The sequence below is a fragment of the Hoeflea sp. AS60 genome (assembly GCF_038900115.1).
Classification (GTDB): Bacteria; Pseudomonadota; Alphaproteobacteria; order Rhizobiales; family Rhizobiaceae; genus Hoeflea.
This window is the reverse complement of the sequence record NZ_JBBMQP010000002.1, coordinates 912,070-938,844: the sequence shown is the minus strand read 5'-3', so window position 1 is coordinate 938,844 and position 26,775 is coordinate 912,070. Positions and strand designations below refer to the sequence as shown.

General features: G+C 60.5%; 28 protein-coding genes. 18 read left to right on the top strand and 10 right to left on the bottom strand.

Annotated features, from left to right (window positions below):
- Positions 1-6 precede the first annotated feature (6 nt).
- From trkA to hflX, 4 genes are all read left to right on the top strand, one after another.
- On the top strand, positions 7-1,404 hold the full coding sequence (gene trkA, locus WNZ14_RS14780) for a Trk system potassium transporter TrkA (RefSeq protein ID WP_342869408.1): 1,398 nt from the start codon (positions 7-9) through the stop codon (positions 1,402-1,404).
- A gap of 4 nt (positions 1,405-1,408) precedes the next feature.
- Positions 1,409-2,878: a potassium transporter TrkG gene (locus WNZ14_RS14775; RefSeq protein ID WP_342869407.1), complete on the top strand. Its 1,470-nt coding sequence runs from the start codon at positions 1,409-1,411 to the stop codon at positions 2,876-2,878.
- Between the two features lie 372 nt (positions 2,879-3,250).
- Complete coding sequence (gene hfq, locus WNZ14_RS14770) at positions 3,251-3,499, top strand: RNA chaperone Hfq (RefSeq protein WP_047030051.1); 249 nt, start codon at positions 3,251-3,253, stop codon at positions 3,497-3,499.
- On the top strand, positions 3,474-4,892 hold the full coding sequence (hflX, locus tag WNZ14_RS14765; RefSeq protein WP_342869406.1) for a GTPase HflX: 1,419 nt from the start codon (positions 3,474-3,476) through the stop codon (positions 4,890-4,892). The genes hfq and hflX overlap by 26 nt, the downstream gene beginning before the upstream one ends.
- Before the next feature lie 32 nt (positions 4,893-4,924).
- On the opposite strand, the gene amyA is transcribed toward hflX, so the two are convergent.
- The 4 genes from amyA to WNZ14_RS14745 all read right to left on the bottom strand — a co-directional run bounded on the left by amyA (position 4,925) and on the right by WNZ14_RS14745 (position 8,632).
- Positions 4,925-6,412 (bottom strand): alpha-amylase, encoded by a 1,488-nt coding sequence (amyA, locus tag WNZ14_RS14760; RefSeq protein WP_342869405.1) that lies wholly within the window; start codon positions 6,410-6,412, stop codon positions 4,925-4,927.
- 136 nt (positions 6,413-6,548) lie between these two features.
- Complete coding sequence (gene mazG / locus WNZ14_RS14755; RefSeq protein ID WP_342869404.1) at positions 6,549-7,367, bottom strand: nucleoside triphosphate pyrophosphohydrolase; 819 nt, start codon at positions 7,365-7,367, stop codon at positions 6,549-6,551.
- A 170-nt stretch (positions 7,368-7,537) separates the two neighbouring features.
- The gene (locus WNZ14_RS14750; RefSeq protein ID WP_342869403.1) at positions 7,538-7,948 is read right to left on the bottom strand and encodes a GFA family protein; all 411 of its coding nucleotides are present in this window, start codon (positions 7,946-7,948) and stop codon (positions 7,538-7,540) included.
- Positions 7,949-8,044: 96 nt separating this feature from the next.
- Positions 8,045-8,632, bottom strand: coding sequence for a nucleoside deaminase (locus WNZ14_RS14745; protein WP_342869402.1), 588 nt, complete (start codon positions 8,630-8,632; stop codon positions 8,045-8,047).
- A gap of 121 nt (positions 8,633-8,753) precedes the next feature.
- On the opposite strand from WNZ14_RS14745, the gene WNZ14_RS14740 reads away from it, so the two are divergent.
- The 14 genes from WNZ14_RS14740 (at position 8,754) to WNZ14_RS14675 (ending at position 22,787) form a co-directional block, all read left to right on the top strand.
- Positions 8,754-9,377 carry a TetR/AcrR family transcriptional regulator gene (locus tag WNZ14_RS14740; protein WP_342869401.1) on the top strand — a complete coding sequence of 208 codons (624 nt, stop codon included), beginning with the start codon at positions 8,754-8,756 and terminating at the stop codon, positions 9,375-9,377.
- A 29-nt stretch (positions 9,378-9,406) separates the two neighbouring features.
- Positions 9,407-10,618, top strand: a complete 1,212-nt coding sequence (locus WNZ14_RS14735) for an MFS transporter (RefSeq protein WP_342869400.1) — start codon at positions 9,407-9,409, stop codon at positions 10,616-10,618.
- 174 nt (positions 10,619-10,792) lie between these two features.
- Positions 10,793-12,241, top strand: coding sequence for a siroheme synthase CysG (gene cysG / locus WNZ14_RS14730; RefSeq protein ID WP_342869399.1), 1,449 nt, complete (start codon positions 10,793-10,795; stop codon positions 12,239-12,241).
- Between the two features lie 10 nt (positions 12,242-12,251).
- On the top strand, positions 12,252-12,575 hold the full coding sequence (locus tag WNZ14_RS14725) for a DUF2849 domain-containing protein (RefSeq protein ID WP_342869398.1): 324 nt from the start codon (positions 12,252-12,254) through the stop codon (positions 12,573-12,575).
- A 10-nt stretch (positions 12,576-12,585) separates the two neighbouring features.
- A complete protein-coding gene (locus tag WNZ14_RS14720) occupies positions 12,586-14,256 on the top strand; it encodes a nitrite/sulfite reductase (RefSeq protein WP_342869397.1) in 1,671 nt (556 codons plus the stop codon).
- Positions 14,257-14,290: 34 nt separating this feature from the next.
- Positions 14,291-14,785, top strand: coding sequence for a DUF934 domain-containing protein (locus WNZ14_RS14715; RefSeq protein WP_342869396.1), 495 nt, complete (start codon positions 14,291-14,293; stop codon positions 14,783-14,785).
- 14 nt (positions 14,786-14,799) lie between these two features.
- Positions 14,800-15,135, top strand: coding sequence for a 2Fe-2S iron-sulfur cluster-binding protein (locus WNZ14_RS14710; RefSeq protein ID WP_342869395.1), 336 nt, complete (start codon positions 14,800-14,802; stop codon positions 15,133-15,135).
- Between the two features lie 84 nt (positions 15,136-15,219).
- Positions 15,220-16,116 (top strand): LysR family transcriptional regulator, encoded by an 897-nt coding sequence (locus tag WNZ14_RS14705; protein ID WP_342869394.1) that lies wholly within the window; start codon positions 15,220-15,222, stop codon positions 16,114-16,116.
- Positions 16,117-16,209: 93 nt separating this feature from the next.
- Positions 16,210-16,689: a formate dehydrogenase subunit gamma gene (locus tag WNZ14_RS14700; protein WP_342869393.1), complete on the top strand. Its 480-nt coding sequence runs from the start codon at positions 16,210-16,212 to the stop codon at positions 16,687-16,689.
- Positions 16,686-18,242: an NADH-quinone oxidoreductase subunit NuoF gene (locus tag WNZ14_RS14695; RefSeq protein ID WP_342869392.1), complete on the top strand. Its 1,557-nt coding sequence runs from the start codon at positions 16,686-16,688 to the stop codon at positions 18,240-18,242. The genes WNZ14_RS14700 and WNZ14_RS14695 overlap by 4 nt, the downstream gene beginning before the upstream one ends.
- A 5-nt stretch (positions 18,243-18,247) precedes the next feature.
- Positions 18,248-21,133 carry a formate dehydrogenase subunit alpha gene (fdhF, locus tag WNZ14_RS14690; RefSeq protein ID WP_342869391.1) on the top strand — a complete coding sequence of 962 codons (2,886 nt, stop codon included), beginning with the start codon at positions 18,248-18,250 and terminating at the stop codon, positions 21,131-21,133.
- Positions 21,134-21,163: 30 nt separating this feature from the next.
- On the top strand, positions 21,164-21,991 hold the full coding sequence (gene fdhD, locus WNZ14_RS14685; protein WP_342869390.1) for a formate dehydrogenase accessory sulfurtransferase FdhD: 828 nt from the start codon (positions 21,164-21,166) through the stop codon (positions 21,989-21,991).
- 7 nt (positions 21,992-21,998) lie between these two features.
- Complete coding sequence (locus WNZ14_RS14680; RefSeq protein ID WP_342869389.1) at positions 21,999-22,232, top strand: formate dehydrogenase subunit delta; 234 nt, start codon at positions 21,999-22,001, stop codon at positions 22,230-22,232.
- Positions 22,233-22,331: 99 nt separating this feature from the next.
- Complete coding sequence (locus WNZ14_RS14675) at positions 22,332-22,787, top strand: GNAT family N-acetyltransferase (RefSeq protein WP_342869388.1); 456 nt, start codon at positions 22,332-22,334, stop codon at positions 22,785-22,787.
- Positions 22,788-22,905: 118 nt separating this feature from the next.
- Here WNZ14_RS14675 and WNZ14_RS14670 read toward each other — a convergent pair whose 3' ends face one another.
- The 6 genes from WNZ14_RS14670 to WNZ14_RS14645 all read right to left on the bottom strand — a co-directional run bounded on the left by WNZ14_RS14670 (position 22,906) and on the right by WNZ14_RS14645 (position 26,644).
- A complete protein-coding gene (locus WNZ14_RS14670; protein ID WP_342869387.1) occupies positions 22,906-23,355 on the bottom strand; it encodes a hypothetical protein in 450 nt (149 codons plus the stop codon).
- Positions 23,356-23,428: 73 nt separating this feature from the next.
- Positions 23,429-23,878 carry a hypothetical protein gene (locus tag WNZ14_RS14665; protein WP_342869386.1) on the bottom strand — a complete coding sequence of 150 codons (450 nt, stop codon included), beginning with the start codon at positions 23,876-23,878 and terminating at the stop codon, positions 23,429-23,431.
- A gap of 521 nt (positions 23,879-24,399) precedes the next feature.
- Positions 24,400-25,044 carry a thiopurine S-methyltransferase gene (gene tmpT / locus WNZ14_RS14660; RefSeq protein ID WP_342869385.1) on the bottom strand — a complete coding sequence of 215 codons (645 nt, stop codon included), beginning with the start codon at positions 25,042-25,044 and terminating at the stop codon, positions 24,400-24,402.
- Between the two features lie 13 nt (positions 25,045-25,057).
- Complete coding sequence (locus WNZ14_RS14655) at positions 25,058-25,774, bottom strand: LrgB family protein (RefSeq protein ID WP_342869384.1); 717 nt, start codon at positions 25,772-25,774, stop codon at positions 25,058-25,060.
- Positions 25,767-26,135, bottom strand: coding sequence for a CidA/LrgA family protein (locus WNZ14_RS14650; protein WP_342869383.1), 369 nt, complete (start codon positions 26,133-26,135; stop codon positions 25,767-25,769). The genes WNZ14_RS14655 and WNZ14_RS14650 overlap by 8 nt, the downstream gene beginning before the upstream one ends.
- Positions 26,136-26,206: 71 nt before the next feature.
- Positions 26,207-26,644, bottom strand: a complete 438-nt coding sequence (locus tag WNZ14_RS14645; RefSeq protein ID WP_342869382.1) for a YqaA family protein — start codon at positions 26,642-26,644, stop codon at positions 26,207-26,209.
- Between the last annotated feature and the right edge of the window lie 131 nt (positions 26,645-26,775).

Below are 26,775 nucleotides of genomic sequence, written 5' to 3'. Positions count from 1 at the left end.
AACGGATTGGCGCTTAAGGGGTCAGCAATGAAAGTCATCATTTGCGGTGCGGGACGGGTCGGTTACGGCATCGCCGAGCGGCTGGCAGCCGAGGACAACGATGTCTCGGTGATCGACACCTCCGCCACGCTTGTCCAGGCAATCCGCGACACGCTTGATGTGCGAAGCTATGTCGGGCACGGAGCCCATCCTGACGTGCTCGCTCAGGCTGGTGCCGATCAGGCCGACATGATCATTGCGGTCACGCTCTATGACGAGATCAACATGGTGGCCTGTCAGGTCGCGCACTCGATCTTCAATGTGCCGACCAAGATCGCCCGCATCCGCGCCCAGTCCTATCTGAAATCCCATTGGGCCGATCTGTTTTCCCGCGACCACATGCCCATCGATGTGATCATCTCGCCCGAAGTCGAGGTCGGCCAGATGGTGCTGCGCCGGATCGCGCTGCCGGGTGCGACAGACGCTGTCCGCTTTGCCGATGACAAGGTTGCGATGGTAGCCATCGAGTGCCTTGAGGATTGCCCGGTGGTAAACACGCCGCTGGTGCAGTTGAGTGAACTGTTTCCCGACCTGCTCGCCACCGTGGTTGGCGTCTGGCGCAATGAGAAACTCTTTGTGCCGCATTCGTCCGATCAGCTCGAGACCGGTGATCTGGCCTATGTCGTGTGTGACAAGGATCATGTCCGCCGCACGCTTGGCCTGTTTGGTCACGAGGAGCAGGAGGCCGGGCGTATCGTCATCGCCGGTGGTGGCAATATCGGCTATTACGTGGCGGCAGCCATCGAAGACCGGCAGCCAAAGACCAAGGTCAAGATCATCGAGGCCGACCGCGGCCGAGCCGTTTCCATCGCAGATTCGCTTTCGCGCACCGTCGTGCTCAATGGATCATCACTCGATCAGAACATTCTGGTCGAAGCCGATATCCAGAACGCGGATCTGATGGTGGCGCTGACCAATGACGATCAGGTCAACATCCTGTCATCGGTGATGGCCAAGCGATTGGGCTGCAAGGCCAATCTGGCCCTGATCAACAATCCGTCCTACCAGTCGTTCACCAAGACGCTTGGGATCGACGCCCATATCAACCCGCGTGCGGTGACCATTTCCAAGATTCTCCAGCATGTCCGCCGTGGCCGCATTCGTGCGGTCTACTCGGTGCAGAAGGGTGCTGCGGAAGTGATCGAGGCGGAAGCGCTGGAAACCTCTCCACTGGTCGGCAAGCCGCTGCGCGCCCTTGATCTGCCCGATGGTGTGCGCATCGGCGCCATCTATCGTGACAAGCAGGTGCTGCGTCCGGATGGCTCGGTCAAGATCAAGGCGAAAGACCGGGTGGTGATGTTCGCGGCGGTCGAATCGGTGCGTCATGTGGAGCAGATGTTCCGTGTAAGCCTCGAGTTTTTCTGAGCCCATGCTCGGTATACTGCACGTTCTGGCAGTTGCGGTTGCGGGTCTTTTCACGCTTGTCGTCCCCGCTGTGCTGTTTGCCATTGCCGATGGCATGCGTGATCTCGCCCTGTCGATGCTGCTCGTCGGTGCGTTGGGTGTTTTTGCAGCCCTGATGGTTCTCGGGGCGATCTCGGGCTTCGAACGGCGATTGGGTCGGGCGTCGGGCTATGTGGCACTGGTGGCGATGTGGGTGTTGGTGCCGATGATCGCCGCGGTGTCGTTCAAGACGCTCGCAGGGCTTGGCTGGGTTGATTCCTGGTTCGAGGCAGTCTCGGCGCTTACCACCTCGGGCGCGACGCTTCTGTCGCGCGAAACCACACCGCAGGCGCTTTTGTTCTGGCGCGCCTCGATCGAGTGGTATGGCGGCTTCCTGACGCTGTTGTCGATCATCCATGTGCTGGCGCCGGGCGGATTCGGCGGTCTGCCGGCTGGCGACCGGCGCATCATCACCGGCAATGCCAGCAACATGACCATCGACCTTGGCGAGTTCCGCGAAGTGCTCGGACAATACGCCCTCATCACCTTCATCATTTTTGTGGGCCTCATGCTGGCCGGTGTGAACGGTCCCCATTCGGCGATGCTGTCGATGGTGGTGATTGCCACCGGTGGCTTCCTGCCGTTTGAAGGTGCACTGGAAAATCATGCCGGTCCGCTGGCGCAGCTGGTGCTGGCGATCGGCCTGATGATCGGCACGGTCAGCGTGTTCTGGCGCAGGCGGCTGCTGCGCGCGCCAAAGCAGTTTTTTACAGGCAATCCGGAGATCGTGGTGATTGCCATCGTGATACTCGGGGTCGCGGTTCTCTATGCCGCGCGCCTGTCCGCGGTATCGGGCGGGGCGGACCTTGGCCCGATTTTCATCGAAAGCCTGCTCGCCTCGACGTCGCTTGTCGCCACCAGCGGCATCGAGAGCCGGCCCGGGGTCATAGCACTTTGGCCTGATATCATCGTGCTGATGATCGTGCTTGTCGGCGGTGGCATCTACTCGACCACCGGCGGTTTCAAGATTTACCGGGTTGTCGCGATGGCGGTCCATTCCGCCCGCGAACTCAATCAATTGATCTATCCCAGCAGTGTCACCAATCTGCGCTTTGGCCGGCAGATCATTGATGAGCAAAGCATGCGGGCGATCTGGACCTATTTCTCGTTGTCGCTGCTGATCGTGGCCTTCGGCGCCATGGCGCTGACCTTCCAGGCCACCGACTTCGAAGGCGGCATCACCATGGCGATCGCATTTTTCTCCAATGCCGGACCGGCCTATGAGGCGCTTATTCCACCGTCCTACGTCACGGCGCCGGCAAATCAGGTCTGGCCGCAATTCCAGGCCATGCCGATCTCGGCAAAGCTGACCGCTGTGTTGATCATGACGTTGGGGCGGCTGGAGGTCATGATTGTGTTTGCGGTGCTCAATGTCCGCTACTGGATGAGCCGCTAGAATCACCAATTGCTGCCTCTGCGACGGCTCGATTGGCACTACCTGTGATCGCAGGACGGACCCAATGGATCCCTCATAGCGGGACGTCCAAAAGGTGGCGCCGTACTGCGCCCGCAAAAACAAGTGTTTACAAACCCCTGCAACAATGGTCTTCTATTAGTTGTTCGGACAAGCGAATTTCTGTCAGCGGCAAGACGACCTTATCTGTCTGTCAGAGGGAGTGGGAATGTTCGGGACTTGACGTAACGTAAGCCCTTATGGCTTCGGTGCGCCTTTTTCCATTTGTGGGAAAGGCGAGTGTCAGCAAGGACCGGACAAGTGCGGTAATGACCTGCATGTAGCAGGCAATAAAAAGACGGATGAAAAGGCGCAATGGCGGAGCGTTCACAAAACCTGCAGGATCTTTTTCTCAATACGGTTCGGAAGCAGAAAATTTCCCTGACGATCTTCTTGATCAACGGGGTGAAGCTGACCGGTGTGGTCACGTCTTTTGATAATTTCTGTGTCCTGTTGAGACGCGATGGTCATTCGCAGCTTGTCTACAAGCACGCGATCTCCACCATCATGCCAAGCCAGCCTGTGCAGATGTTTGAAAATGAGGACGCCGCAACCGGCGCCTGACAGGAAAACTAAAATCGAAACCGTTGACAGCTCTGGCAATTTCAACGACGCGGACAGCAAGTCCGGCGTCACCCGCGCAATCGTGCTTGTTCCGGCGTTGCGTACGCGCAATGCTGCGCCCGGCAGTGGCCCCGACGGCGGCAACGTGGTCAAGCGCCCCGACTCCAATCGCAGGGAAGAGGCGATAGGCCTCGCCGGCGCCATCGACCTCGAGGTCGCCGAAGCTCTCATAGTCCCCATTTCCGATCCAAGGCCGTCTACCCTTTTCGGAAAGGGCAAGATGCTCGAGATCTTGGCGCTGATCGAAGAGACCGGCTCGCAGCTGGTCATTGTCGACCATCCGCTGACACCTGTGCAGCAGCGCAACATGGAAACCGAGTGGAAGGTCAAGGTGATCGACCGCACCGGCCTGATCCTCGAAATCTTCGGACGCCGCGCTTCCACCAAGGAAGGCGTGCTGCAGGTGGAACTCGCCCACCTCAACTACCAGAAGGGCCGTCTGGTTCGCAGCTGGACCCACCTTGAACGCCAGCGCGGCGGCGGTGGCTTTATGGGTGGACCGGGCGAAACCCAGATCGAGGCCGACCGTCGACTGCTGCAGGACCGCATCATCAAGCTCGAACGCGAACTCGATCAGGTTCGCCGCACCCGGCAATTGCATCGCGCCAAGCGCAAGAAGGTGCCGCACCCGATCGTGGCGCTCGTGGGCTACACCAATGCCGGCAAATCGACGCTGTTCAACCGGCTGACCGGCGCGGAAGTTCTGGCCGAGGACATGCTGTTTGCCACGCTCGACCCGACGCTCAGGCGCATGAAGTTGCCGCATGGCGCGACCGTGATCCTGTCCGATACGGTTGGTTTCATTTCCAGTCTTCCCACCCATCTGGTCGCAGCCTTCCGGGCGACGCTGGAAGAGGTGGTGGAGGCCGACCTGATTCTGCATGTGCGCGACATGTCCGACCCCGACCGCACCTCACAGGCTGACGATGTCGAGGCGATCCTGAAGAGCCTTGGCGTTGGCGAGAGCGGGCCAAAACGGATGCTGGAAGTCTGGAACAAGGTTGACCTGCTGGAAGCAGATGCCGCCGAGGGACTGAGATCGCGCGCCGGATCAAGCGAAGCCATCGTGGTGTCGGCCTTGAACGGCGACGGCGTCGGCACACTGCTCTCCGTCATCGAGGCGCGCATTTCAGGTGAACTGACCACCCGGACAGTGCGGCTCGGCTCCAATCAACTGCAGGTCATGTCCTGGATTTATGAACGCGGCCGCGTCAAGGACCGCATTGACCACGAAGACGGCTCGGTCGAGATCATCGCCGAGTTCACCGTCTCCGACAGCAATGACCTCGACAGGCAGCTTGGTCTTGGACCGAAGCCCGAGACTGATTTCTAGGCTCAGTACTCGGTTTCATAAAAGCGTGGTGTTTAGACGAGTTCCGTGCGCACCCAGACGCTCACGCTGCCGCCATTGACCGGAAACTCCGCTTTGCCGTCACCGTCAGTCGTCACCTCATCCTGCCTGTGCCCAATAAAATCCCGGTAGGACCGGCCTCCGTGATCCGGCCCGAGATCAAACCATTTGGACCTCTCCGGCCCGTTGCTCATCACGACGACGCAGCCAGGGGCCTCCGCGGTGCCATGGCGAATGAAGCCTATGCAACCAGCATCATCAAACAGATCTGTCTGTGGGCCATTGGCAAAACGGCGTCGTGCGGTGACGAGTGCTGGGAGGCATTCGACCGCCGGCATCTCGATCTCGTAGTTATTGCCATCGCCACCCTTGTCGGTATACCGCGCGCCGAAAAGGTCGAGATAGAAAATGCAGGGGACACCCTGCTCACGCAACAGGATTAGCGCGTAAGCCAGCGACTTGAACCAGGGGTCGACCGCAGCCTCGAGGGATTGCAGCGGTTGGGTGTCGTGATTGTCGACAAGAGTGACGGCGTGGTCAGGCACCTCGGCTACAAGCGAGCCGTCGAAAATCGTGCGCATATCGAAGTTTTCGCCTTCGCGCGCAGCGTCGTGGAACCGATAGTGCAGGCCAACATCAAACAGCATGAGTTGTTGGTCGACCAGCTCGAGATAGGCTTTCAGGGCGTTTGTATCCGGGTGCCAGTACTCGGCGACCACAAACAGCTTCTGATCAACGCTGTCGCGCATGTGCCCGATCCAGTCGCGGAAGAACCAGGCCGGAATGTGCTTGGCGGCATCAAGCCGGAACCCGTTGACCGGCACCTGATCAGCCAGCCATCTTCCCCAGAACTTCAGTTCTTCATAGACGGCTCGGTTGCGAAACTCGACATCGCTGCCCATCAGATAATCGAAATTGCCGTTTTCCTGGTCGACTTCAGTGTTCCACTCGCCGTCGCCATACTCATTGACGAGCTTGAAGATGCCATCCTCGTCGGGATCTTCGACATGGTCTACGCCGCCGAAGCAACGTTGGTCCCAGATGAATTCCGAGTGTTTTCCGCCGCGCCCTGGAAAGGTGAAGCGGGTATAGGCCAAAGCCTCGAATTCCTCGTCTTCGATCTGCCGCCGGTCCTCAGCATTGACCCGGCGGACACGGACGGGCTCCTTCTCGTCGGCCCCCATCTTGTGGTTGAACACGACATCGTGGATGACGCTTACGCCCGCATCCTTGAGCGCATTGGTGGCGCGTTCAAGGGCCTGGCGGTCGCCGTACTTGGTGGCGACCGTGCCCTTCTGGTCAAACTCGCCGAGATCAAACAGGTCGTAGGTGTCGTAACCCACCGAATAGCCGCCGGCAGCTCCCTTGTAGGCTGGTGGCAGCCACACGTCCGTCACGCCCATTTGGGCGAGCGCCTGTGCCTTGTCTGCGACCTCGTCCCAGAGACCTCCGCCGTCGGCTAAATACCAATGAAAGAACTGCAGAAGCGTGCGACCGGCCATGGAAACCTCGAAGCGCTGGACAATGACCTGCAGCAACGGTTGCCGGGGTGAAAGGTTGCATGGGGCCCAGCGTTTCGCCCGGGCGGTATGCGCTCAAACGCCGAGGGGCATTTATGTCGGATTGAGGGGCGGGCTGTTAGGGCGTCTTCGCGGCCTGCCACAGCGCTTCCATCTCGTCGAGCGTGGCTTCGCCGGGCGTTTTTCCCAGGTTCGCCAGGCCGGCCTCTATATAGGCAAAGCGGTTGCGGAATTTGGTGTTGGTGTTGCGCAGCGCATCCTCGGGATCGGTCTTCAGATGCCGCGCCAGATTGGCCACGGCGAAGATCACATCGCCCAACTCGCCGGCTGCCTTTTCAATCTCGCCGCTGGCGATCTCGGCTCGCAACTCGGTGATTTCTTCCTCGATCTTGTCGAGCACGGGGCCTGCAGCTCCCCAATCAAAGCCCACTCTTGATGCGGCGTCCTGCAGCTTCAGCGCTTCCATCAGGGCAGGCAGGGCGCGGGGTACATCGGTGAGTTGCCCCGGCGCCTCGACTTCAGGCAAGCCACGCTTTGCGCGGCGTGCTCGCCGTTCGGCCTTTTCCTCTGCCTTGATCTCGGCCCATTGCGCCTTGACCTTGTCCGGCGTGTCGGCCTCCGAGCGCTCGAACACATGCGGGTGACGGCGGATCATCTTTCGGGTGATCGCCTCGACCACGTCTTCAAACGAAAACAGCTTCTGCTCTTCGGCCATGCGGGCATGAAACACCACCTGCAGCAGCAGATCGCCGAGTTCATCGCAGAGATCCTCGGGGTCATTGCGCTCGATCGCGTCGGCGACCTCGTAGGCTTCCTCGATCGTGTAGGGCTTGATCGAAGCGAAATCCTGCTTGATGTCCCACGGACACCCGGTCTCGGGGTGCCGGAGTGCCGCCATGATGTCGATAAGGCCGGAAATGTCGCGTGATGGTTTCATACAAAGAGCTTAGCCGAGCCGGGGAGCGCCCGCGACCGTCCCGCCGTCGCCGGTGCCGTTGTCCACAACTCTGTCACTGGCCGCTTGGTCGCTCCATGCGGAAAGCATCACGGCAAGTTCTGCCGGATCAATGGCCGACTGTTGCAATCCGCCTGTTTCAATCTGAAAAGTCAGGAGCCCGGCAGACCGGGAAGAACAGGGACGCTTTCAAGGTCGTGGTCCCACTCCGCGCGCGCATCGCCGCAGATATGGGCGTTGGGGCGGATGGTGGCCGGATCGTCAAGGCTTCCGGCTGGGACGACCAGCAACCCGCTGTCGGCATCGGCGGAGGGCAGGGCGGAGCCGCATTCCGCGCAGAAACTCTTCTGGTGCCGCGTGCCCGGGAGCCGGAAGGTTCTCGCCATATCCTTGCCGATAATCCAGTCGAGCGCGGCCGTTGTGGAAAACAGGTTGGCCGCATGGGCCGATCCCGTATCCTTTTGGCAGCGCCGGCAGTGGCAGAGGAAAAAGCTCTCGAGTTTGCCCACGATCTGAAAGCGGACGGCGCCGCAAAGGCACGAGCCGGAAATGGGTGCTGTCATGATGGTTGTGTCTCGGGTTGAAAATGACTTGGCTTGGCGATGGCGAATGACCGGCCTCGACGGCCGGTCCGGTCCAAAACGCCGAGTTTGGAAGGGTCAGTTCAGCGGAATGGCGTTGTCGTCCTTGGTTGACTGGTAGATGCCTGACAGCCGCGCATATTCGCCCCGGATGAGGTCGGCGCGTTTCGACAACTCTGCTCGCGCGTTTTCGCCCGCCGTGGCAATCATGTCGGCAATATAGAAGCTTTTCCAGAAGGCATTGCTGCGTTGATAGCCGCCTGGTTCCAGCCCGAAGACTTCCTTGAGGATCTTGAGATCGTGCGGGATCGCAAAGGCGTCGCGGCTGTCTTCATGGCTAAAGAAATAGTAATAATTGTCAAAGCCCGCCCAGGTGATCGCCGACATGCACATCGAGCAGGGCTCATGCGTCGAGAGAAAGATGAGATCCTTTGTGTCCGGACGCTCGGCCAGTTCATAGAACTGCTTCAGCGTATGGACTTCACCGTGCCAGAGCGGATTGGCGATCTCGTTGTTGGTTCCGGCGATGACCAGCGAAAGGTCTGATTTGCGCAGCAAGGCCGCACCAAAGACCTTGGCGCCTCCATCCACCCCGGAATTGGTCAACGGCAGAATGTCATTCTCCATGACTTCGAGCAGCCGGGCTGCGAGATTGTCATTTTCCAATTTGGGGAATCCTTGCAATTAAGACTTTTACCAAGGGTAGCGTGGCCACTTGTGCCTGTAAATTGGACCCGGAGTCATTTTTGTCTTGATTTGGAAACGATCATTTCCTAATTAGGCACGCATGACTGAAACAACGCAAGTGACTGACGATACAATCCGTGGACCCGGCAGGCCACGGAACTTTGACGTTGATGCGGCGCTCGACCAGGCGATCGTGGTGTTTTCCGAGCGTGGCTATCATGCCGCCTCTATTTCCGAACTGACTGCCGCCATGGGCCTGACACCGGGCAGCATCTACAAGGCGTTTGGTGACAAGAAGGGCGTTCTGCTGTCAGCGTTCGATCGCTACAAGACAGTGCGCAACCGGTTGCGCGATGACGCGGTGGGGCAGGGCGCGAGCGGTCGCGACAAGCTCAAGCGGTTGCTGGATTTCTACGCAGCCGCTTCGAGCGGGCCTGCGGGAATAGAGGGCTGTCTGATCGTGGGCGTGACCACTGAGCTTGCAGCGGTTGATCAGGAGGCCGCAGACAAGGTGCGGCGCTCGATCGCCACCAATGACGAATTTGTCGAGACGCTGATCCGGGAGGGGCAGGCGGATGGCTCGATCAGAACGGACATGGACGTGGGTGCGGCTGCCGCCATGATCGTCTGTGTCCAGCAGGGTATGCGTGTCGTTGGAAAGACGGGACGCAGTGAGGAGGAGATGGTTCTTGTTGTCGATGTTGCGATGCGCGCCATCGGCTGATCTTTGTTCCTCACATCTGGAGATATCCGATGACATTACCTTCAGCTTCGGCGACAGCGGTTGCCGAAGAGAGCCGGCCGCTCTCAGGTCTGCTCACGCTGCTCTTTGCCGCCGCCTGCGGACTGATTGCCGCCAACCTGTATTACGCACAGCCGCTGGCTGGTCCCATCGGCCAGTCGCTCGGCATGTCGGAAGCGGCAACCGGCCTGGTGGTCACCCTGACCCAGATAGGCTACGGGCTTGGCTTGCTGTTCATTGTTCCGCTTGGCGATCTGGTTGAAAACCGCAAGCTGGTTCTGATCCTGACCGCAGTTGCCGGTCTGGCCGCACTTGGCTGCGCGCTGTCGGAAACTGCCACACCATTTCTCATCGCTTCCCTGATGATTGGCATCGGTTCGGTCGCGGTGCAGGTTCTGGTTCCTTTTGCAGCCCACCTCGCGCCCGAAGCATCACGCGGCCGGGTCGTCGGCAACGTCATGAGCGGGTTGATGGCAGGCATCATGCTGTCGCGGCCGCTGGCAAGCTTCATGGCGGATCTGTTTTCCTGGCACGCGATCTTTATCTTCTCGCTGGTTGCCATGATGGCGATCGGAGTGATTCTGGCGTTCCTGTTGCCGAAGCGGGTTCCGCAGTCGCGCATGAGCTATCCGGCGCTGATTGCCTCGCTGGGCCATCTTTTTGTCAATGAACCGGTTCTTCGCCGCCGTGGGTTGTATCAAGCCTGCCTTTTTGCCGCGTTCAGCCTGTTCTGGACGGTTACGCCACTGGTGCTGGCCGGCCCCGGGTTCGGGCTTGGTCAGGACGGCATCGCGCTGTTTGCGCTTGCAGGAGCCGCTGGTGCGATTGCCTCACCGATTGCGGGACACTGGGCCGATAAGGGATGGATCCATCGGGTGACCCTATTCTCAATGCTCGCAGTCGCGTCCGCCTTTCTGGTGACGCTTGTGGTCGGTGAGGGCTCCCTGTTTGCACTGGGTGTATTCGTGCTGGCGGCAATCGTGCTCGATTTCGGGGTGACGTCCAATCTCGTTGTCGGGCAGCGCGCCATTTATGGCCTCAGCGCCGAACACAGAAGCCGGATCAACGGCATCTTCATGGCAACGTTCTTTGCCGGTGGCGCTTTCGGGTCTGCAGTAGGTGGCTGGGCCTTTGCCCATGGTGGCTGGCCAACGGCCGCAATGATCGGCGCTACGTTGCCGGTTCTGGCTCTGGCCGGATTTGCCACCGAACGACGCGGATAAGGCGATTTGATCGCTTTGATGACCGGCGTCGATCCCGCGCCGGTCAGTTTTTCTGCCAAGCCAAGGTCTCTTAGCATAGGAATGTACCGCGCCTTGGCGGCATGAACTTTTGTTCCTTCTTTTCGCTTGGCCGAACCGCGATATTGCAGACACATCAAAGGAGTGTGAAGCAATATGGCTGCCGCCACCGACAAACTCAGCGTATTCCCAGCGTTCTTCCGCGTGGCGGACAAGGCTGTTGCTGTGTTCGGCAATGGCGAGGAGGCCTATGCCAAGGCAAGGCTGTTGGCCAATACGAAAGCCAGGGTTGTGGCCTATGCGGACGATCCCGCCGATGACTATTCGGCCTATCTGGCCAAGGCAGGCTACGAGCTTGTCCGCGCATCGTTTTCCAAGACTCAGTTGGAAGGCGCGACGCTGGTGTTTGCCGCCACCGGCGATGCCGCGCTCGACCGCGAGATCGTTGCAGCTGCGAGGCTGGCCCGCATTCCTGCCAATGCAGTCGATCAGCCCGCCTTTTGCGATTTCCTGACCCCGGCGCTGGTCAACCGCGCTCCGGTGGCGATTGCGATCGGTACCGAAGGCGCAGGCCCGGTTCTGGCGCAGATGATCCGCGCCCGCATCGACCAGATGCTCTCGCCGTCACTTGGAACGCTGGCCCGTCTCGCCCAGGACTACCGCATTGCCGTCGACCGACTGTTGCCACGCGGTGTTGCCCGTCGCAGGTTCTGGCGTCGCTTCTTTGAGGCCGATGTTGCAACCCATGTCGACAATGGCGATATCTCGCTGGCAAGACGCGCCGCCACCCGCATGCTGCGTGGCCGCGAACCTGTGCCGGGTCACATCTGGCTGGTCGGCGCAGGTCCTGGCGCCGAGGATCTGCTGACACTTCGCGCCCAGCGCGCCATGATGGAAGCCGATGCGATCGTCTATGACGCGCTGGTGCCTGAAACGGTGGTAGCGCTCGGGCGCCGTGATGCCGAGCGCATTTCGGTGGGCAAGCGCAAGGGCTGCCATTCCAAAAGCCAGCACGAGATCAATGAATTGCTGGTCAGGCTCGGCAGTGAAGGCAAGCGCGTGGTCAGGCTCAAATCCGGCGATCCGCTGGTTTTCGGCCGCGCCGGCGAGGAAATGGCGGCGCTGCGCGATGCGGGCGTCTCATTCGAGATCGTTCCGGGCATCACCTCCGCCCTTGCTGCCGCCGCCGATTTCGAACTGCCGCTGACACTCCGCGGCGTGGCATCATCGCTGGTCTTTACCACCGGCCATGATCTGACCGGTGCCGCATTGCCCGACTGGGCAAGACTTGCAGTCTCGGGTGCCACGCTCTGCGTCTATATGGGCCGGACGGTGGCGGCCAGCGTCGCCACGCGGCTGATCGACGCCGGACTGCCCGCCGACATGACCGTGGCAATTGTCGAGAACGCCTCGCGCGGCGACCGGCGGCTGTTTCACGGCACGCTAGCCGATCTTCCCGCACTGGAACACCGCTCCGAGCTTGCCGGTCCGGTCATGGTCGTCATCGGCGACGCGGTCGCCGGCGCCAATTTTGAAAACTCCACACCCATTGCAGCGGGCCAGCAGACTTCTGCCAAGCCCGCCAGCCAAACCCAAGCTGCCTGAGGAGGCCACGATGAAAACCGCATCTTTCAAGACCAAGGTTCTCACTGCAAACCGCCTGACCGACGGCATCTCTGTCTGGCTCGGCGCAGATGGCGAATGGGTGGTCTCTCTCAGGGACGCGTTTCTGGCGCGGCACGAGGATGCTGTGGCGGCGATTGAAGCCGCTGGTCGGCAGGCGCTGGCCGACAACCGTGTTGTCGATGTCAACGTGATCGAGATCGAAGAGACAGAAAGCGGCCCGCGGCCTTTCCGCTTGCGTGAGCGCATCCGCGCCCAAGGGCCGTCCATTGACTACGCGCCGGCCTCCGCCGCGCGGGTCTCGCAAGCCGCTTAAGGACCCAGTCATGTACCGTTACGATGAATTCGACCACGCCTTCGTGGCGGCCCGCGTCAGCCAGTTCAGCGACCAGGTCGAGCGCCGGCTTTCCGGCGATATTTCGGAAGATGCGTTCAAGCCGCTCCGGCTGATGAACGGCGTCTATCTGCAGTTGCACGCCTACATGCTGCGCGTTGCCGTTCCCTATGGCACGCTCAACGGTCGGCAGATGCGCAAGCTGGCCCACATCGCCCGCGTCTATGACCGCGGCTACGGCCATTTCACCACGCGACAGAACATCCAGTACAACTGGCCGGCACTGTCCGACATGCCCGCTATCCTCAACGAACTGGCCGAAGTCGAGATGCATGCCATCCAGACCTCGGGCAATTGCATCCGCAATGTCACCGCCGATCATTTCGCTGGTGCGGCTGCCGATGAGGTGGCCGACCCGCGGCCCTATGCCGAGATCCTGAGGCAGTGGTCGTCAGTGCATCCCGAATTCTCTTTCCTGCCGCGCAAGTTCAAGATCGCGGTAACGGGATCGGATCGCGACCGCGCTGCCATTCAGGTGCACGACATCGGCCTGCAGCTGAAAAAGGACGATCAGGGCCGGCTTGGCTTTGCTGTCTGGATCGGTGGCGGGCAGGGGCGCACGCCAATCCTTGCCAAGAAGGTCAAGGACTTCCTGCCTGAAGCCGATCTGCTGACCTACACGACGGCAATTATGCGGGTCTACAATCTGCACGGCCGCCGTGACAACAAGTACAAGGCGCGGATCAAGATCCTGGTGCATGAAACCGGTGTCGAGAAGCTGAGCCAGGAGATCGAGGCCGAGTGGCTGCATCTCAAGGACGGCGAGCTGAAGCTGCCGGCAGCCGACATTGCAGCGATCAACGCCTATTTTGCTCCGCCCGAACTCGCGGCCCGCGCCGAAGGCTGGGGTGAATTGGCTGCGTGGAAAAAATCCGATCCGGGCTTTGCCTCATGGGTCGGCCGCAATGTCGCGCCGCACCGGCATCCGGATTACGCCATGGTGACGATTTCGCTCAAGCCCATTGGCGGCATTCCGGGCGACGCATCTGCCGATCAGATGGACGCGGTAGCAAAGCTCGCCGAAGAATTTGGCCATGACGAGATCCGGGTCACCCACGAGCAGAACCTGGTGCTGCCGCATGTGGCGCTGGCCGACCTCGAGCCGCTCTACCGTGCGCTTCTGGCGGACGGACTGGCAACGGCCAATGCCGGCCTCATCACCGATATCATTGCCTGCCCGGGGCTTGATTACTGCGCGCTTGCCAATGCCCGCTCGATCCCCGTGGCGCAGGAGATTTCCAACCGCTTTGGCGATCTGAAACGGCAGGCGGATATCGGCGATCTGAAGATCAAGATTTCAGGCTGCATCAACGCCTGCGGCCACCACCATGTCGGACATATCGGCATTCTGGGTGTTGAGAAGAAGGGTGCGGAACTCTACCAGATCTCGCTCGGCGGATCGGGTGACGAGAATGCCTCGATCGGCGAGATCATTGGCCGTGGTTTCGAACCCGATCGGATCACCGATGCGATCGAGACCATTGTCGACACCTATCTCGCAAACCGGACAGGAGCGGATGAGATTTTCATCGAGTGCTATCGCCGCATCGGCGCCGAACCCTTCAAGACAGCGCTTTACAGCAGCGAAGCTGAAGCCGCCTGAGACAAGCCCCCTTGGTGAGGGCCGGAGAGAATTGATGACTGTCATTTGGACACAAGACGGGATTGTCGAGAACGATCCATGGGTTTCGGGCTCCGCCGCCGAGGATGGGCCAAAGCTGTTGCCGCTGGCCGAGGCTCTCGACCATGCGCAGGACAATGCCGCCTTCGGCGTGGTGTTGCAGCCGGCCGATGACGTGCGCGCGCTGGCGCCGATCCTTGACCGTGTGGAGATCGTTGCTGTGACGTTTCCAGCCTTCAGTGATGGCCGCGGGTTCTCCCAGGCCATGCTGCTGAGAACACGGCTTGGCTATAAGGGAACGCTGAGGGCGGTCGGCACGGTTCTGCTCGATCAGGTGCCGCTGATGCTGCGGACAGGCTTCGACAGTTTCGAGGTCGACCACGCGCCGACGATCCAGCGGCTTGTCGAAAAGCGTCTGCCGGGCATTGACCTGCATTACCAGCCAGCGGCGGACAAAACCGCGGATGGGCCTGGCTACAGCTGGCGCCGCACCGCCATCCTCAACGGCTGAAAGGGGGCCAAGCCATGCATATTCACGTCACCGACCAGACCGGTACCCGCCATACGCTGGAAGCGCTTGAAGGGTTCCGCGTGATGGAGATCATCAGAGACTGGGGCCTCAATATAAAGGCCGAATGCGGCGGCGCCTGCGCCTGTGCCACCTGCCATGTGCATGTGGCGCCTGACTGGACCGATCAGCTGCACCCGATCGAGGCCGAGGAAGAAGACATGCTCGACCAGGCTTTTGACGTGCGCGACAATTCGAGACTGTCCTGCCAGTTGCTGATGAGCGAGGAACTTGACGGCCTCGAGGTGACGCTGGCGCCGGGAACCGAGGACGGAGACCGCGCGGCGGCCTGAGCGGGTTCGAGCGGCGCAAACCCGATATAGCGACGTCGTTGGCGCTTCTTGCGCCACGCGTGGCTGCATGCGAGTTTGCCGGTCATGATCGACAAGCTCGAATTCTTCATTGTGCTGGCCCGGGAGCGCCATTTTGGCCGCGCGGCGCAGGAATGCGGCGTCACGCAGCCGACATTGTCGGCGTCACTGAAGCAGCTTGAAGACCAACTCGGTGTTACTCTGGTCCAGCGAGGTTCACGCTTTCAGGGGCTGACGCCGGAAGGCCAGCGCGTGCTGGAATGGGCGCGGCGCATTGTCGGTGACACCCGCACCATGCGCGAGGAGATGAAGGCCGCCCGCAAGGGCCTGTCCGGCCACGCCCGCATTGCTGTCATTCCGACCGCCACCTACATGGTCACAGATCTGACTGTCGCCTTCACTCAAAAGCATCCGGCGGTGACACTGTCCGTGACGTCCTGCACCAGCTATCAGGTGCTTTCGCGGCTGGAAAACTTCGAAATCGATGTCGGCATCAGCTATCTCGAGAACGAGCCGACCGGCCGTGTCGCGACCGTGCCGCTTTATGCCGAGCGCTATCAGTTGATCACCTCGCATGGCCAGCAATATGCCGACCGCGCTGAGGTGACCTGGGCAGAGGTGGCAGCCTTGCCGCTGTGCCTGCTGACGCCTGACATGCAGAACCGCCGGATCATCAACCAGCATTTGGCTGAAGCCGGCGCGACGGCCAAGCCGACGCTGGAATCGAACTCGATGATCGTGCTGTTTTCCCACATCAGAACCGGCAAATGGGCCTCGATCATGCCGGTCAATCTGGCCGAAACCCTCGGCTTCGGCGGTGACATCAGGTCGATCCCCATCATTGAGCCTGACGCGCATCACATCGTCGGCATGATCGCGGCCCCGCGCGAGCCGCACACGCCGATCGTCTCGGCCTTGCTGCACGAGGCGAGGGTGTTCGCCAAAGCCCTGTCCGATCGATAGAAATTTTCTATCGCACCACGGATATGCTCTCTTGATTGAAGCTCTTGTTCCCGGCCTAGTGCGGTTTCTGTCAGGCCGTCGGAGGACTTTGGGATGGAATCACGCAGCGCAGAGGCAGAAATCGCCGCGCGAACCGAGGCGATTGTCGGACGGCTGAAGCCGCTCGAAGGTCCACTGCTGCCCATTCTCCATGATATTCAGAGCGAGTTCGGCTATGTGCCGCAGGCGTCTCTCCCGGTGATTGCCAGTGGCCTGAACCTGTCACGGGCCGAAGTTCACGGCGTGGTCAGCTTCTATCATGACTACCGCGAGGCGCCAGCGGGCCGCCATGTCATCAAGCTGTGCCGGGCTGAAGCCTGCCAGTCGATGGGTGGGGATGAGCTGGCCGAACGGCTCCTTGGGCTTCTCGGGCTGGACTGGCATGAGACCAGCGCCAACCGCAAGGTTACCATTGAACCTGTCTATTGCCTCGGGCTTTGCGCCTGTGCGCCAGCCGCGATGGTCGATGGCGAAGTCATGGGGCGGCTTGATGCCAACATGGTCGACCATCTGGCAAAGGCGGTGCAGGCATGAGCGTGAAGATCTACATTCCCGGCGATTCCGGGGCTTTGGCTGTTGGCGGTGACCGGCTGGCGAAACGGATGGCCGACGCCATCAAGGCACGTGGTCTTGATGCGGAAATCATCCGCAACGGCTCGCGCGGCCTCTATTGGCTTGAGCCGATGGTTGAAGTCGAGACCGGCGCGGGCAGGGTGGCCTATGGTCCGGTCAAGCCGTCCGATGTCGACAGCCTGCTCGAAGCGGGTCTGCTGCAAGGCGGCGATCATCCGCTGAGCCTTGGCGCGACGGAAGACATCCCGTTCCTCAAACGTCAGACACGACTTACCTTTGCACGCTGTGGCGTAACCGATCCGCTGTCGCTTGACGATTACCGCAATCATGGGGGATTGACCGGTCTGACCAACGCCGTCGCCATGGCTCCGGAAGCCATCGTCGCTCAGGTCACAGACTCGGGCCTTCGCGGACGCGGCGGCGCCGGGTTTCCGACCGGCATCAAGTGGAAGACCGTGCTGGAAGCCCAGGGGCCGCAGAAATACATCGTCTGCAATGCCGACGAGGGCGATTCAGGCACATTCGCCGACCGCATGATCATGGAGGGTGATCCCTTCGTGCTGATCGAGGGTATGGCAATTGCCGGTGTCGCGACCGGCGCGACTAAAGGCTATGTCTATCTGCGCTCCGAATACCCCCACGCCATCCGGGTGATGAACCGCGCCGTCGAGATTGCCCGCGAGGCCGGAATTCTCGGCGCCTCTGTGCTTGGGTCGGCTTTTGCCTTCGACATGGAAATTCGTGTTGGCGCCGGCGCCTATGTCTGCGGCGAGGAAACAGCCCTGCTCGAAAGCCTCGAAGGCCGCCGAGGCGTTGTCCGCGCCAAGCCACCGCTGCCTGCGCACAAGGGATTTCTCGGTCGCCCGACGGTAATCAACAACGTCATCTCGCTCGCCTCTGTTCCGATCATCATGGACAAGGGCGCAGCCCACTATTGCGATTTCGGCATGGGCCGTTCGCGCGGAACCATTCCGATCCAGATTGCAGGAAACGTAAAACATGGCGGGCTGTTCGAAGCGGCCTTCGGCATGACGCTGGGCGAACTGATTGACGACATCGCCGGCGGAACCGCGACCGGTCGTCCGGTCAAGGCGGTGCAGGTGGGCGGACCACTCGGCGCCTATTTCCCGCGCGCATTGTTTGACACCCCGTTTGATTATGAAGCCTTCGCCGCCAAAGACGGGCTGATCGGCCATGCGGGCATCGTGGTGTTTGACGACACCGCCGACATGCTCAAGCAGGCGCGATTTGCCTTTGAATTCTGCGCCGTGGAAAGCTGCGGCAAGTGCACGCCCTGCCGCATCGGCTCGACCCGCGGCGTCGAGGTTGCCGACAAGATCCGCGACGGTATTGAGCCCGAGAGCCAGATCACATTGATGACAGATCTTTGCAATACGATGAAGTTCGGGTCGCTCTGCGCGCTGGGCGGTTTCACGCCCTATCCGGTGATGAGCGCGCTCACGCATTTTCCCGATGATTTTCGTCCTGCCCAGATATCCCAGGCCGCGGAGTGAACGCTATGACGCTGATCCAGGAAATTGACTACGGCACCCCGGCTTCCACCGCTGAAAAGACCGTTCGCCTGATCATTGACGGCAACACAATCGAGGTGCCCGAAGGCACGTCGGTGATGCGCGCCTCGATGGAAGCGGGTATTCAGGTGCCGAAACTCTGCGCCACCGACATGGTTGATGCCTTCGGCTCCTGCCGGCTTTGTCTTGTCGAGATCGAAGGCCGCAACGGCACGCCCGCGTCGTGCACCACGCCTGTATCCGAAGGCATGGTGGTCCACACCCAGACAGGTCGGCTGAAGGACATCCGCCGCGGCGTGATGGAACTCTATATCTCCGATCATCCGCTCGACTGCCTGACCTGCGCTGCCAATGGTGATTGCGAACTCCAGGACATGGCCGGCGCGGTTGGCCTGCGCGACGTGCGCTATGGCTACGACGGCGAGAACCACGTCAAAGCGCGGCAGAACGGCGAAGCCAATTCGCGCTACATGGCGAAAGACGAGAGCAACCCCTATTTCACCTATGATCCGGCCAAGTGCATCGTCTGTTCGCGCTGCGTGCGGGCCTGCGAGGAAGTGCAGGGCACGTTCGCGCTGACCATCGAGGGCAGGGGCTTTGAAAGCCGCGTCTCGCCCGGCATGCATGAGAGCTTCATGAATTCCGAATGCGTGTCCTGCGGCGCCTGCGTGCAGGCCTGCCCGACTGCGACGCTGCAGGAAAAATCCGTGATCGAGATCGGCCAGCCCGAGCATTCGGTGGTCACCACCTGCGCCTATTGCGGCGTCGGCTGCTCGTTCAAGGCGGAGATGCGCGGCGAGGAAGTCGTCCGCATGGTGCCGTGGAAGGACGGCAAGGCCAATCGCGGCCATTCCTGCGTCAAGGGCCGCTTCGCCTGGGGCTACGCCACCCACCAGGACCGCATTCTCAATCCGATGGTGCGCGAAAACATCACCGATCCGTGGCGCGAAGTGACCTGGGAAGAAGCCTTCGCCCATGTCGCCAAGGAATTCCGCCGCATCCAGTACCAGTTCGGCAAGGGCGCCATCGGCGGCATCACCTCGTCGCGCTGCACCAACGAGGAAACCTTCCTGGTGCAGAAGCTGGTGCGCGCCGGCTTCGGCAACAACAATGTCGACACCTGCGCCCGCGTCTGCCATTCGCCGACCGGCTATGGCCTCGGCAAGGCCTTCGGTACCTCGGCCGGCACCCAGGATTTCGATTCGGTTGAACACACCGACGTGGTTATTCTGATTGGCGCCAACCCGACCGATGGCCACCCGGTGTTTGCCTCGCGGCTGAAGAAGCGTTTGAGGGCAGGTGCGAAGCTGATCGTTATTGATCCGCGCCGCATTGACCTGGTGCGCTCGGCCCATGTCGAGGCCAGCCATCATCTGCCTTTGAAGCCCGGCACCAATGTCGCCGTGCTGACCGCACTTGCCCATGTGATCGTCACCGAAGGCCTGTTTGACGAGGCCTTTATCCGCGAGCGCTGCGACTGGTCGGAGTTCGAGGACTGGGCCAGCTTTGTTGTCGAGCCCGCCAATTCACCGGAAGCCACCGAAGTCTTCACCGGCGTGCCGGCGGAAGAGTTGCGCGGTGCTGCCAGGCTTTATGCCCGCGGCGGCAACGGTGCGATCTATTACGGCCTCGGCGTTACCGAACACAGCCAGGGCTCGACCACCGTGATGGCGATCGCCAACCTCGCCATGGTCACCGGCAATATCGGCAGGCCCGGCGTCGGTGTGAACCCGCTTCGCGGCCAGAACAATGTGCAGGGCGCCTGCGACATGGGCTCGTTCCCGCATGAGCTGCCCGGCTACCGCCACATCTCCGGCACGGAAGCCCGCGATGTGTTTGAGAAACTCTGGGGCGTTGAGCTTGATCACGAGCCCGGCCTGCGCATTCCCAACATGCTTGATGCCGCAGTCCATGGCACGTTCCGCGGAATCTACATCCAGGGCGAGGACATTCTCCAGTCCGACCCCGACACCAAACATGTCCAGGCCGGGCTTGCGGCGATGGAATGCGTCGTCGTCCACGACCTGTTCTTGAACGAGACCGCCAATTACGCCCATGTTTTCCTGCCCGGTTCCACTTTCCTCGAGAAGGACGGCACCTTCACCAATGCCGAGCGCCGCATCAACCGGGTGCGCAAGGTGATGAGCCCGAAGAACGGGCTCGCCGACTGGGAAGTGACGTTGAAGCTGGCGCAGGCCATGGGCCTAGACTGGGAGTACAGCCATCCATCTGAAATCATGGATGAAATCGCAGCTTCCACACCAAGTTTCGCCAGTGTGAGCTATCAGTTGCTGGAAGAGAAGGGCTCGGTGCAGTGGCCCTGCAATGAAGCCAGGCCTGACGGCACGCCGGTCATGCATCTCGACGGCTTCGTCCGTGGCAAGGGCAAGTTCATCCGCACCGAGTATGTGGCGACTGACGAGCGTACCGGTCCGCGCTTCCCGCTCTTGCTGACCACCGGCCGGATTCTGAGCCAGTACAATGTCGGCGCGCAGACCCGGCGCACCGAAAATGTAGCCTGGCATGCAGAGGATCGGCTCGAAATCCACCCGCACGACGCCGAGCAGCGCGGTGTCAATCAGGATGACTGGGTCAAGCTGTCGAGCCGGTCTGGCGAGACCGCCTTGCGTGCCACCATCACCGAACGCGTGGCGCCCGGCGTGGTCTACACCACCTTCCACCACCCCGGCACACAGGCCAACGTGATCACCACCGATTTTACCGACTGGGCGACCAACTGCCCGGAATACAAGGTGACCGCGGTGCAGGTGACACCGTCGAACGGACCGACAGTCTGGCAGGAGGACTACGAAGCGCATGCCGAACAGTCGCGCCGGATTGCCACTGAAGAGGCGCTTGAGCCTGCCGAATAGGCGGCAGCCCACGCGTTGAAGGACCCGATGATGACGCAAAGCAGCCCGAGCACGGCCACAGTCTCCCGGATCGCGGTCCGGGCAGGGGTGGCCACGCCCGGCTCCCGGGCGCTGCCCGAGGAAGTGCCTGTGGCCCTGTCGTTTGGTGGCTCCACCCAGGCCGTGATGATGGCGACGCCTGCCGATCTGCACGATTTCGGCGTCGGTTTTGCGCTGTCAGAAGCCATTGTCCGGTCTGAAACTGACATTCTGTCTGTCGAAATTGTCGAGGCGGATCAGGGCTTTGATGTTCAGATGCAGCTCATTGAAGGCGTTCAGGCGCAGCTCTCCGCTCGCCGCCGCCAGATGGCCGGACCCGTGGGGTGCGGCCTGTGTGGCATTGAATCGATCGAAGAGGCGCTCCGGGCCCTGCCGGACCGGAAGATGGTTGATCTGAGTTTCGGTCCCGACGATGTCCGCGAAGCTGTCCGTTCGCTGTCTATGCACCAGAAGCTGAGGGCTGAAACCGGCGCTGTGCATGCGGCTGGTTTCTATCGTCCTGGTGAAGGCATGCTGTGCGTGCGCGAGGATGTCGGCCGCCACAATGCGCTCGACAAGCTGATCGGCGCCCTGGCGCGGTCGGGCTCAAATGCGGCGGACGGCGCAATCGTGGTCACCAGCCGTGTCTCGGTCGACATGGTGCAGAAGGCGGTGATCGCCGGCACCGGACTGCTGATCGCGGTGTCAGCGCCGACAGCGCTTGCCGTTCGCACGGCGGAAGCCGCTGGCTTGACGCTGGTCAGCATCGCCCGCGGCGCTGATTTTGAAATCTTCACCCATATGGACCGGATAAAGACAGACCGGATAGCACAAGGATAAACAAGCGATGTCGCCTGACAAAATGCGCTACCAGGCCAACCAGATCGCCACCTTCTTCGCCTCACAGCCCGAAGCGGAGCAAGTCGAAGGCGTCGCCGACCACATCAACAAGTTCTGGGACCCGAGGATGCGGACGCAGCTGTTCGAGATCTCGGACGAGAGCACCGAGGGCTTCAAGCCGATGGTGGTGGCGGCGCTGGGGATGATTAATCGCCCGGAGAAGGTTGGGACTGCCGGCTGAGGAAAACAGATTTTTTGCGTCCCGAGAATGCCTTTCCTGAGAAGCCTATATTTGCGACAATTCAGGCTGCTCGCGCAGACCGGCATAGGGAGTTGACCGATGCGTATTGGAAAAGCAAGGCTTGATGACGCGGGTCTTCTGACTGAACTGGTGATGCGATCCAAAGCCTCTCATGGCTACAGCAGCTCCTTCATGGAAGCCTGCCGCGATGAATTGACGATTGACGAAGACGCGCTGGCACAGCGTGACGTGTGGGTCGCTGAAACCGATGATGGCGGGATCGTCGGTTTTTTCGGTCTCTGGCCGCCCGAAAACGCTATCACCGAAGTGGACCCGCTGTTTGTTGATCCCGGGTTTCAGGGGCGCGGGATCGGTCGCACACTTTGGGACAGCCTCGAACACAGAGCCAGGGCCGCCAAAGCCTTCAAGATCCGGCTTGATGCCGACCCAAACGCGGTGAGTTTCTATGAGCGCATGGGGTGTGTGGTCACGGGGGAGGCGCCATCTGGATCGATAGCAGGGCGCCTCTTGCCTCAGATGGAAAAAACGCTTTGACCTATATGCCGCATTTTAATTCGTCTCGCTGAACCAGAACCTTTTATTTGTGGAGCGATTGATGCCAAGCGGCGCCAGATTCCCGGCACCGCCCGAATTCATGATTTTGTCTGGCTGTTCACTCACCGATCTTCTTGGCTTTCTTGGAGAGTGCCGGTTTCATGGCAGCTCCTTTGCCGATGCCCGAGAGCTTGAGCATCACACTGTAGGTCGTCTTGCCGGACTGGAATTTGACATTGATCGAACGCCCGATTTCGCACTTGCTGCAAATCTTCTTGCGAAGGGCAGCCGTACCGTTGCGGACAACGCCCTTGTCGGCGTCGATGCGCTTTGCAATCAGGCCCATCAGATAGGCCGCACGGTCATCGCCGTTGAGGCTGTTGAGACGAGTCATCGATGACTTGCCGACTGAAAACGGTTTGATCGGCTGACTGCCTGGGTCTTTCTTGATGATGATGTCGATGCCAACGATCGGATCGCTGCCACCTTGAGCAAAACCTGCGGTGGTGCCAGCTGCCATGAGTGTTGTGGCAATAATCGCCGCGCTGAAAACTCGTTTGATGGACATATCTTTTCTCCTGTAATCGCCAAGCGGCGCCAGATTCCCGGCACCGCTGGAATTCATGATTTTGTCTGGCTGTTCACTCACCGATCTTCTTGGCTTTCTTGGAGAGTGCCGGTTTCATGGCCGCTCCCTTGCCAATGCCCGAGAGCTTGAGTGCGACACTGTAGGTCGTCTTGCCGGATTTGAATTTCACGTTGACCTCGCGTCCGATTTCGCACTTGCTGCAAATCCTCTTGCGAAGGGCAGCCGTACCATTGCGGACAACGCCCTTGTCTGCGTCGATGCGCTTTGCAATCAGGCCCATCAGATAGCCTGCACGGTCATCGCCGTTGAGGCTGTTGAGACGATTCATCGATGACTTGCCGACTGTGAACGGCTTGATGGGCTGACTGCTCGGATCAAGCTTGACGATGATATCAATGCCGGAGATCGGGTCATTGCCACCTTGAGCAAAACCTGTGGTGGTGCCTGCCGCCACGATTGTTGTGGCAATAATCGCCGCGCTGAAAATTCGTTTGATGGACATGTGTTGTCTCCCATAACTGTAAGATTTCAATTAGATGATTGAAAAACCGCAATAAATGGCGCTCCAAATCAACAACTACATTTAGCTGTATAGCACCTGAACGCAAACTGAACGGCCGGCTTGCCGGCTCGCAACGTGGCATTTTCTGCAACCGCAGAGCTGCATCATCATAGGTACTACATTGGGAGACGGAAGTTCAGCCGGGAGGCGGTGATCATCACCTGGCTTGGCCGGTTCACTTGCATTGCTGTTGTTGGCAACTGTTGCAAATGGGGTCTTTTGGCGATCCAGAGAGCTGCCAGCAGCAGAGCAAAGATCACGTTTCCGATGCAGCCCTTTTCGGATTGCCATGCACCCACGACAAGGCGGAGCCGATGGTGACCGCGCTCAAGGGTCAAGGACCAAGGGCAGGGGGGACATGAGCGGGAATGCGGATAGCAAGCGAGCAGAACGTCCATTTCCATCCGCAAAGATTGCCGAAATCCCGGACCAGTTAAAGCCCGGATTGAAAGAGAACAACTTTATCCGATCATCAGTTGACTGAGAAGCCAGACATTTTCCGTTGCGTCAGCGCCTCTCATGCCTCCGGCGATATCCACCCGTGCCAGAGATGAGAGCTGGTAGCTTCCGCCATAAAGCGTTTTCAGCTCCTGGATTTCGATTGAGAACGGCGGGCCGTCAAAGAGGGACTGATCGTACTCGAAGCTGATCAGCAGTTGCGGCGCGTGGCCGGTGATGTTGGCAATATGCGGTGCATAAGACGGTCGCATGTCTTGAGGGAGAGCCACGAGGGCGGCACGATCAAAGACCGCATCGACGGGACCGAGCATAGTCTTGGCAAGAGCAAACACATCGCCAACGAAAATGTCGATTCCATCGGCGCTGTAGCGCTTCACATCTCCGAGGTCGGAAATGTCCGGTTCCACGCCAAGTTCCTCAAACAATTGCCGGATTGCCAGTTCGCTGAGTTCCGCCCCGGCAACGCGGTGGCCTTGTGACAACAACCAGTGGATATCGAGGGTCTTGCCGCACAAAGGAACAAAGACCCGGGCTCCCGCAGTCAATGAAAGCGCATGGAAATGCTCAACCAGCAATGGATTGGGCTTGCTACCGTGAAAACCGATCCGGTTGCTTTCCCATCTTTCGTGCCAAAAATCATGTTCCATTCAAACGCCCTTTTCAGAAAAACAGCCGCCACAATATCGGCAGCAGGATCGCCGTCGCCAGCGCGTTGAGCCCCATCGCAAGGCCGGAGAAGGCGCCAGCCAGTTCATTGGTCCGAAGCGCCCGCGCCGTGCCGATGCCGTGGCTCGCGGTGCCGAGCGCCAGACCGCGGGCGCGCTGGTCTTTCACGCCGATCAGGGTGAGCAGCGGCGGGCCGAGGATGGCGCCAAGAATTCCGGTCAGGATCACCAGCACCGCCGTCAGCGACGGCAGGCCGCCCAGTTGCTCTGTGATGCCCATGGCAACGGGCGCTGTGACCGATTTCGGTGCCAGCGACATGAGCGTTTCGCGGCTTGCGCCGAGCAGCCAGCCGAGGCCGGTGGCGGTGCCGATTGCCGTCAGCGAGCCGCAGAGCAGGCTGGTGATCAAGGCAAGTGCCGAGCGGCGCACCCGGTCAAATTGCCGGTAGAGCGGGATCGCCAGCGCCACGGTGGCGGGGCCGAGCAGGAAATGCACGAACTGCGCGCCCTCGAAATAGGTCTCGTAATTCGTGTTGCTCAGTGTCAGCAGTCCAACCACAAGGATCACCGCCGTCAGCACCGGATTGAGAAAAGGCTTGTGGCCGGAGCGATCATAGAGCCATGTTCCGGCCTGAAAAGCAGCCAGCGTGAGTGTGAGGAACATCAGCGGACTGGCGCTGAGATAGACCCAGACTTCGTTCATGTCAGCCATTGTTCGCGTCTCCGTCGCCTGCTGCGCTGGCGCGGGCAAGCCGGGACATGACCAGCCCGGTGACGGCGATGGTGGCAAGCGTCGAGCCGACCAGCGCGACCGAGATCGGCAGCCAGTCCTGGCCGAGCAGGCCGAAATGGGCCATGACGCCGACACCGGCGGGTACGAACAGAAGTGCGAGGTTCTTGAGCAGCGTGTCGGCCACAACGCCAACATCCCTGGGCACGTTTCTCTTGATGGCCAGCAGCGCAAACAGCAGCACCATGCCCGCAACGGGGCCGGGCAGCGGCAGGCCCAGAAATCTTGTGACCAGTTCGCCCACCAACTGGCAGGTCAGGATGAGTGTCAGGGCAGATAGCATGGGCGAACACCTGTCAGGCGAGGGGGCTTGAGTGGAGATATTGCCAGATTTCACGTGTGCGCCCCAGCCGTTTATGACAGCGCGCCGATGCCCGCTGCCAGCGCCACATAGCGTCCGATCTTGCCGATCGAGACCAGAGCCAGAAACCGCCACAAGGGTTCGCGCATGATGCCAGCCACCAGCGTCAGCGGATCACCGATGAACGGCACCCAGGCGAGCAGCAGAGACCAGTAGCCAAAGCGCTGGTATTGCTGTTGCGCCCGCTCGAGCTGCTTTTCGCTGGCAGGAAACCATGCCCGCTCGCGAAACTGCTCGACCCCGCGACCTATCAGCCAGTTTACCAGGGAGCCGAGGATATTGCCGAGGCTCGCAACCGCTACAAGCAGACCGACAGGCTGTCCACCGGCGAGGATCAGCCCGGTCAGAACGCTCTCCGATTGGGCAGGGATCAGCGTGGCGGCCAGAAAAGCCGCGAGAAACAGGCTGCCATAGGCGGCGAAATCGATCATGCGGGAGCGGGCCCTTGGCAAGGAAGTCCAACTGTCATTCAGCTCCTGCCTATAGAAATCATGGCGCGCCGCCTAGTGCCCGTTTCCTGGCTGCGTGGTGGCCGTCTTGCTGCTCTCCAAAACATTATTTT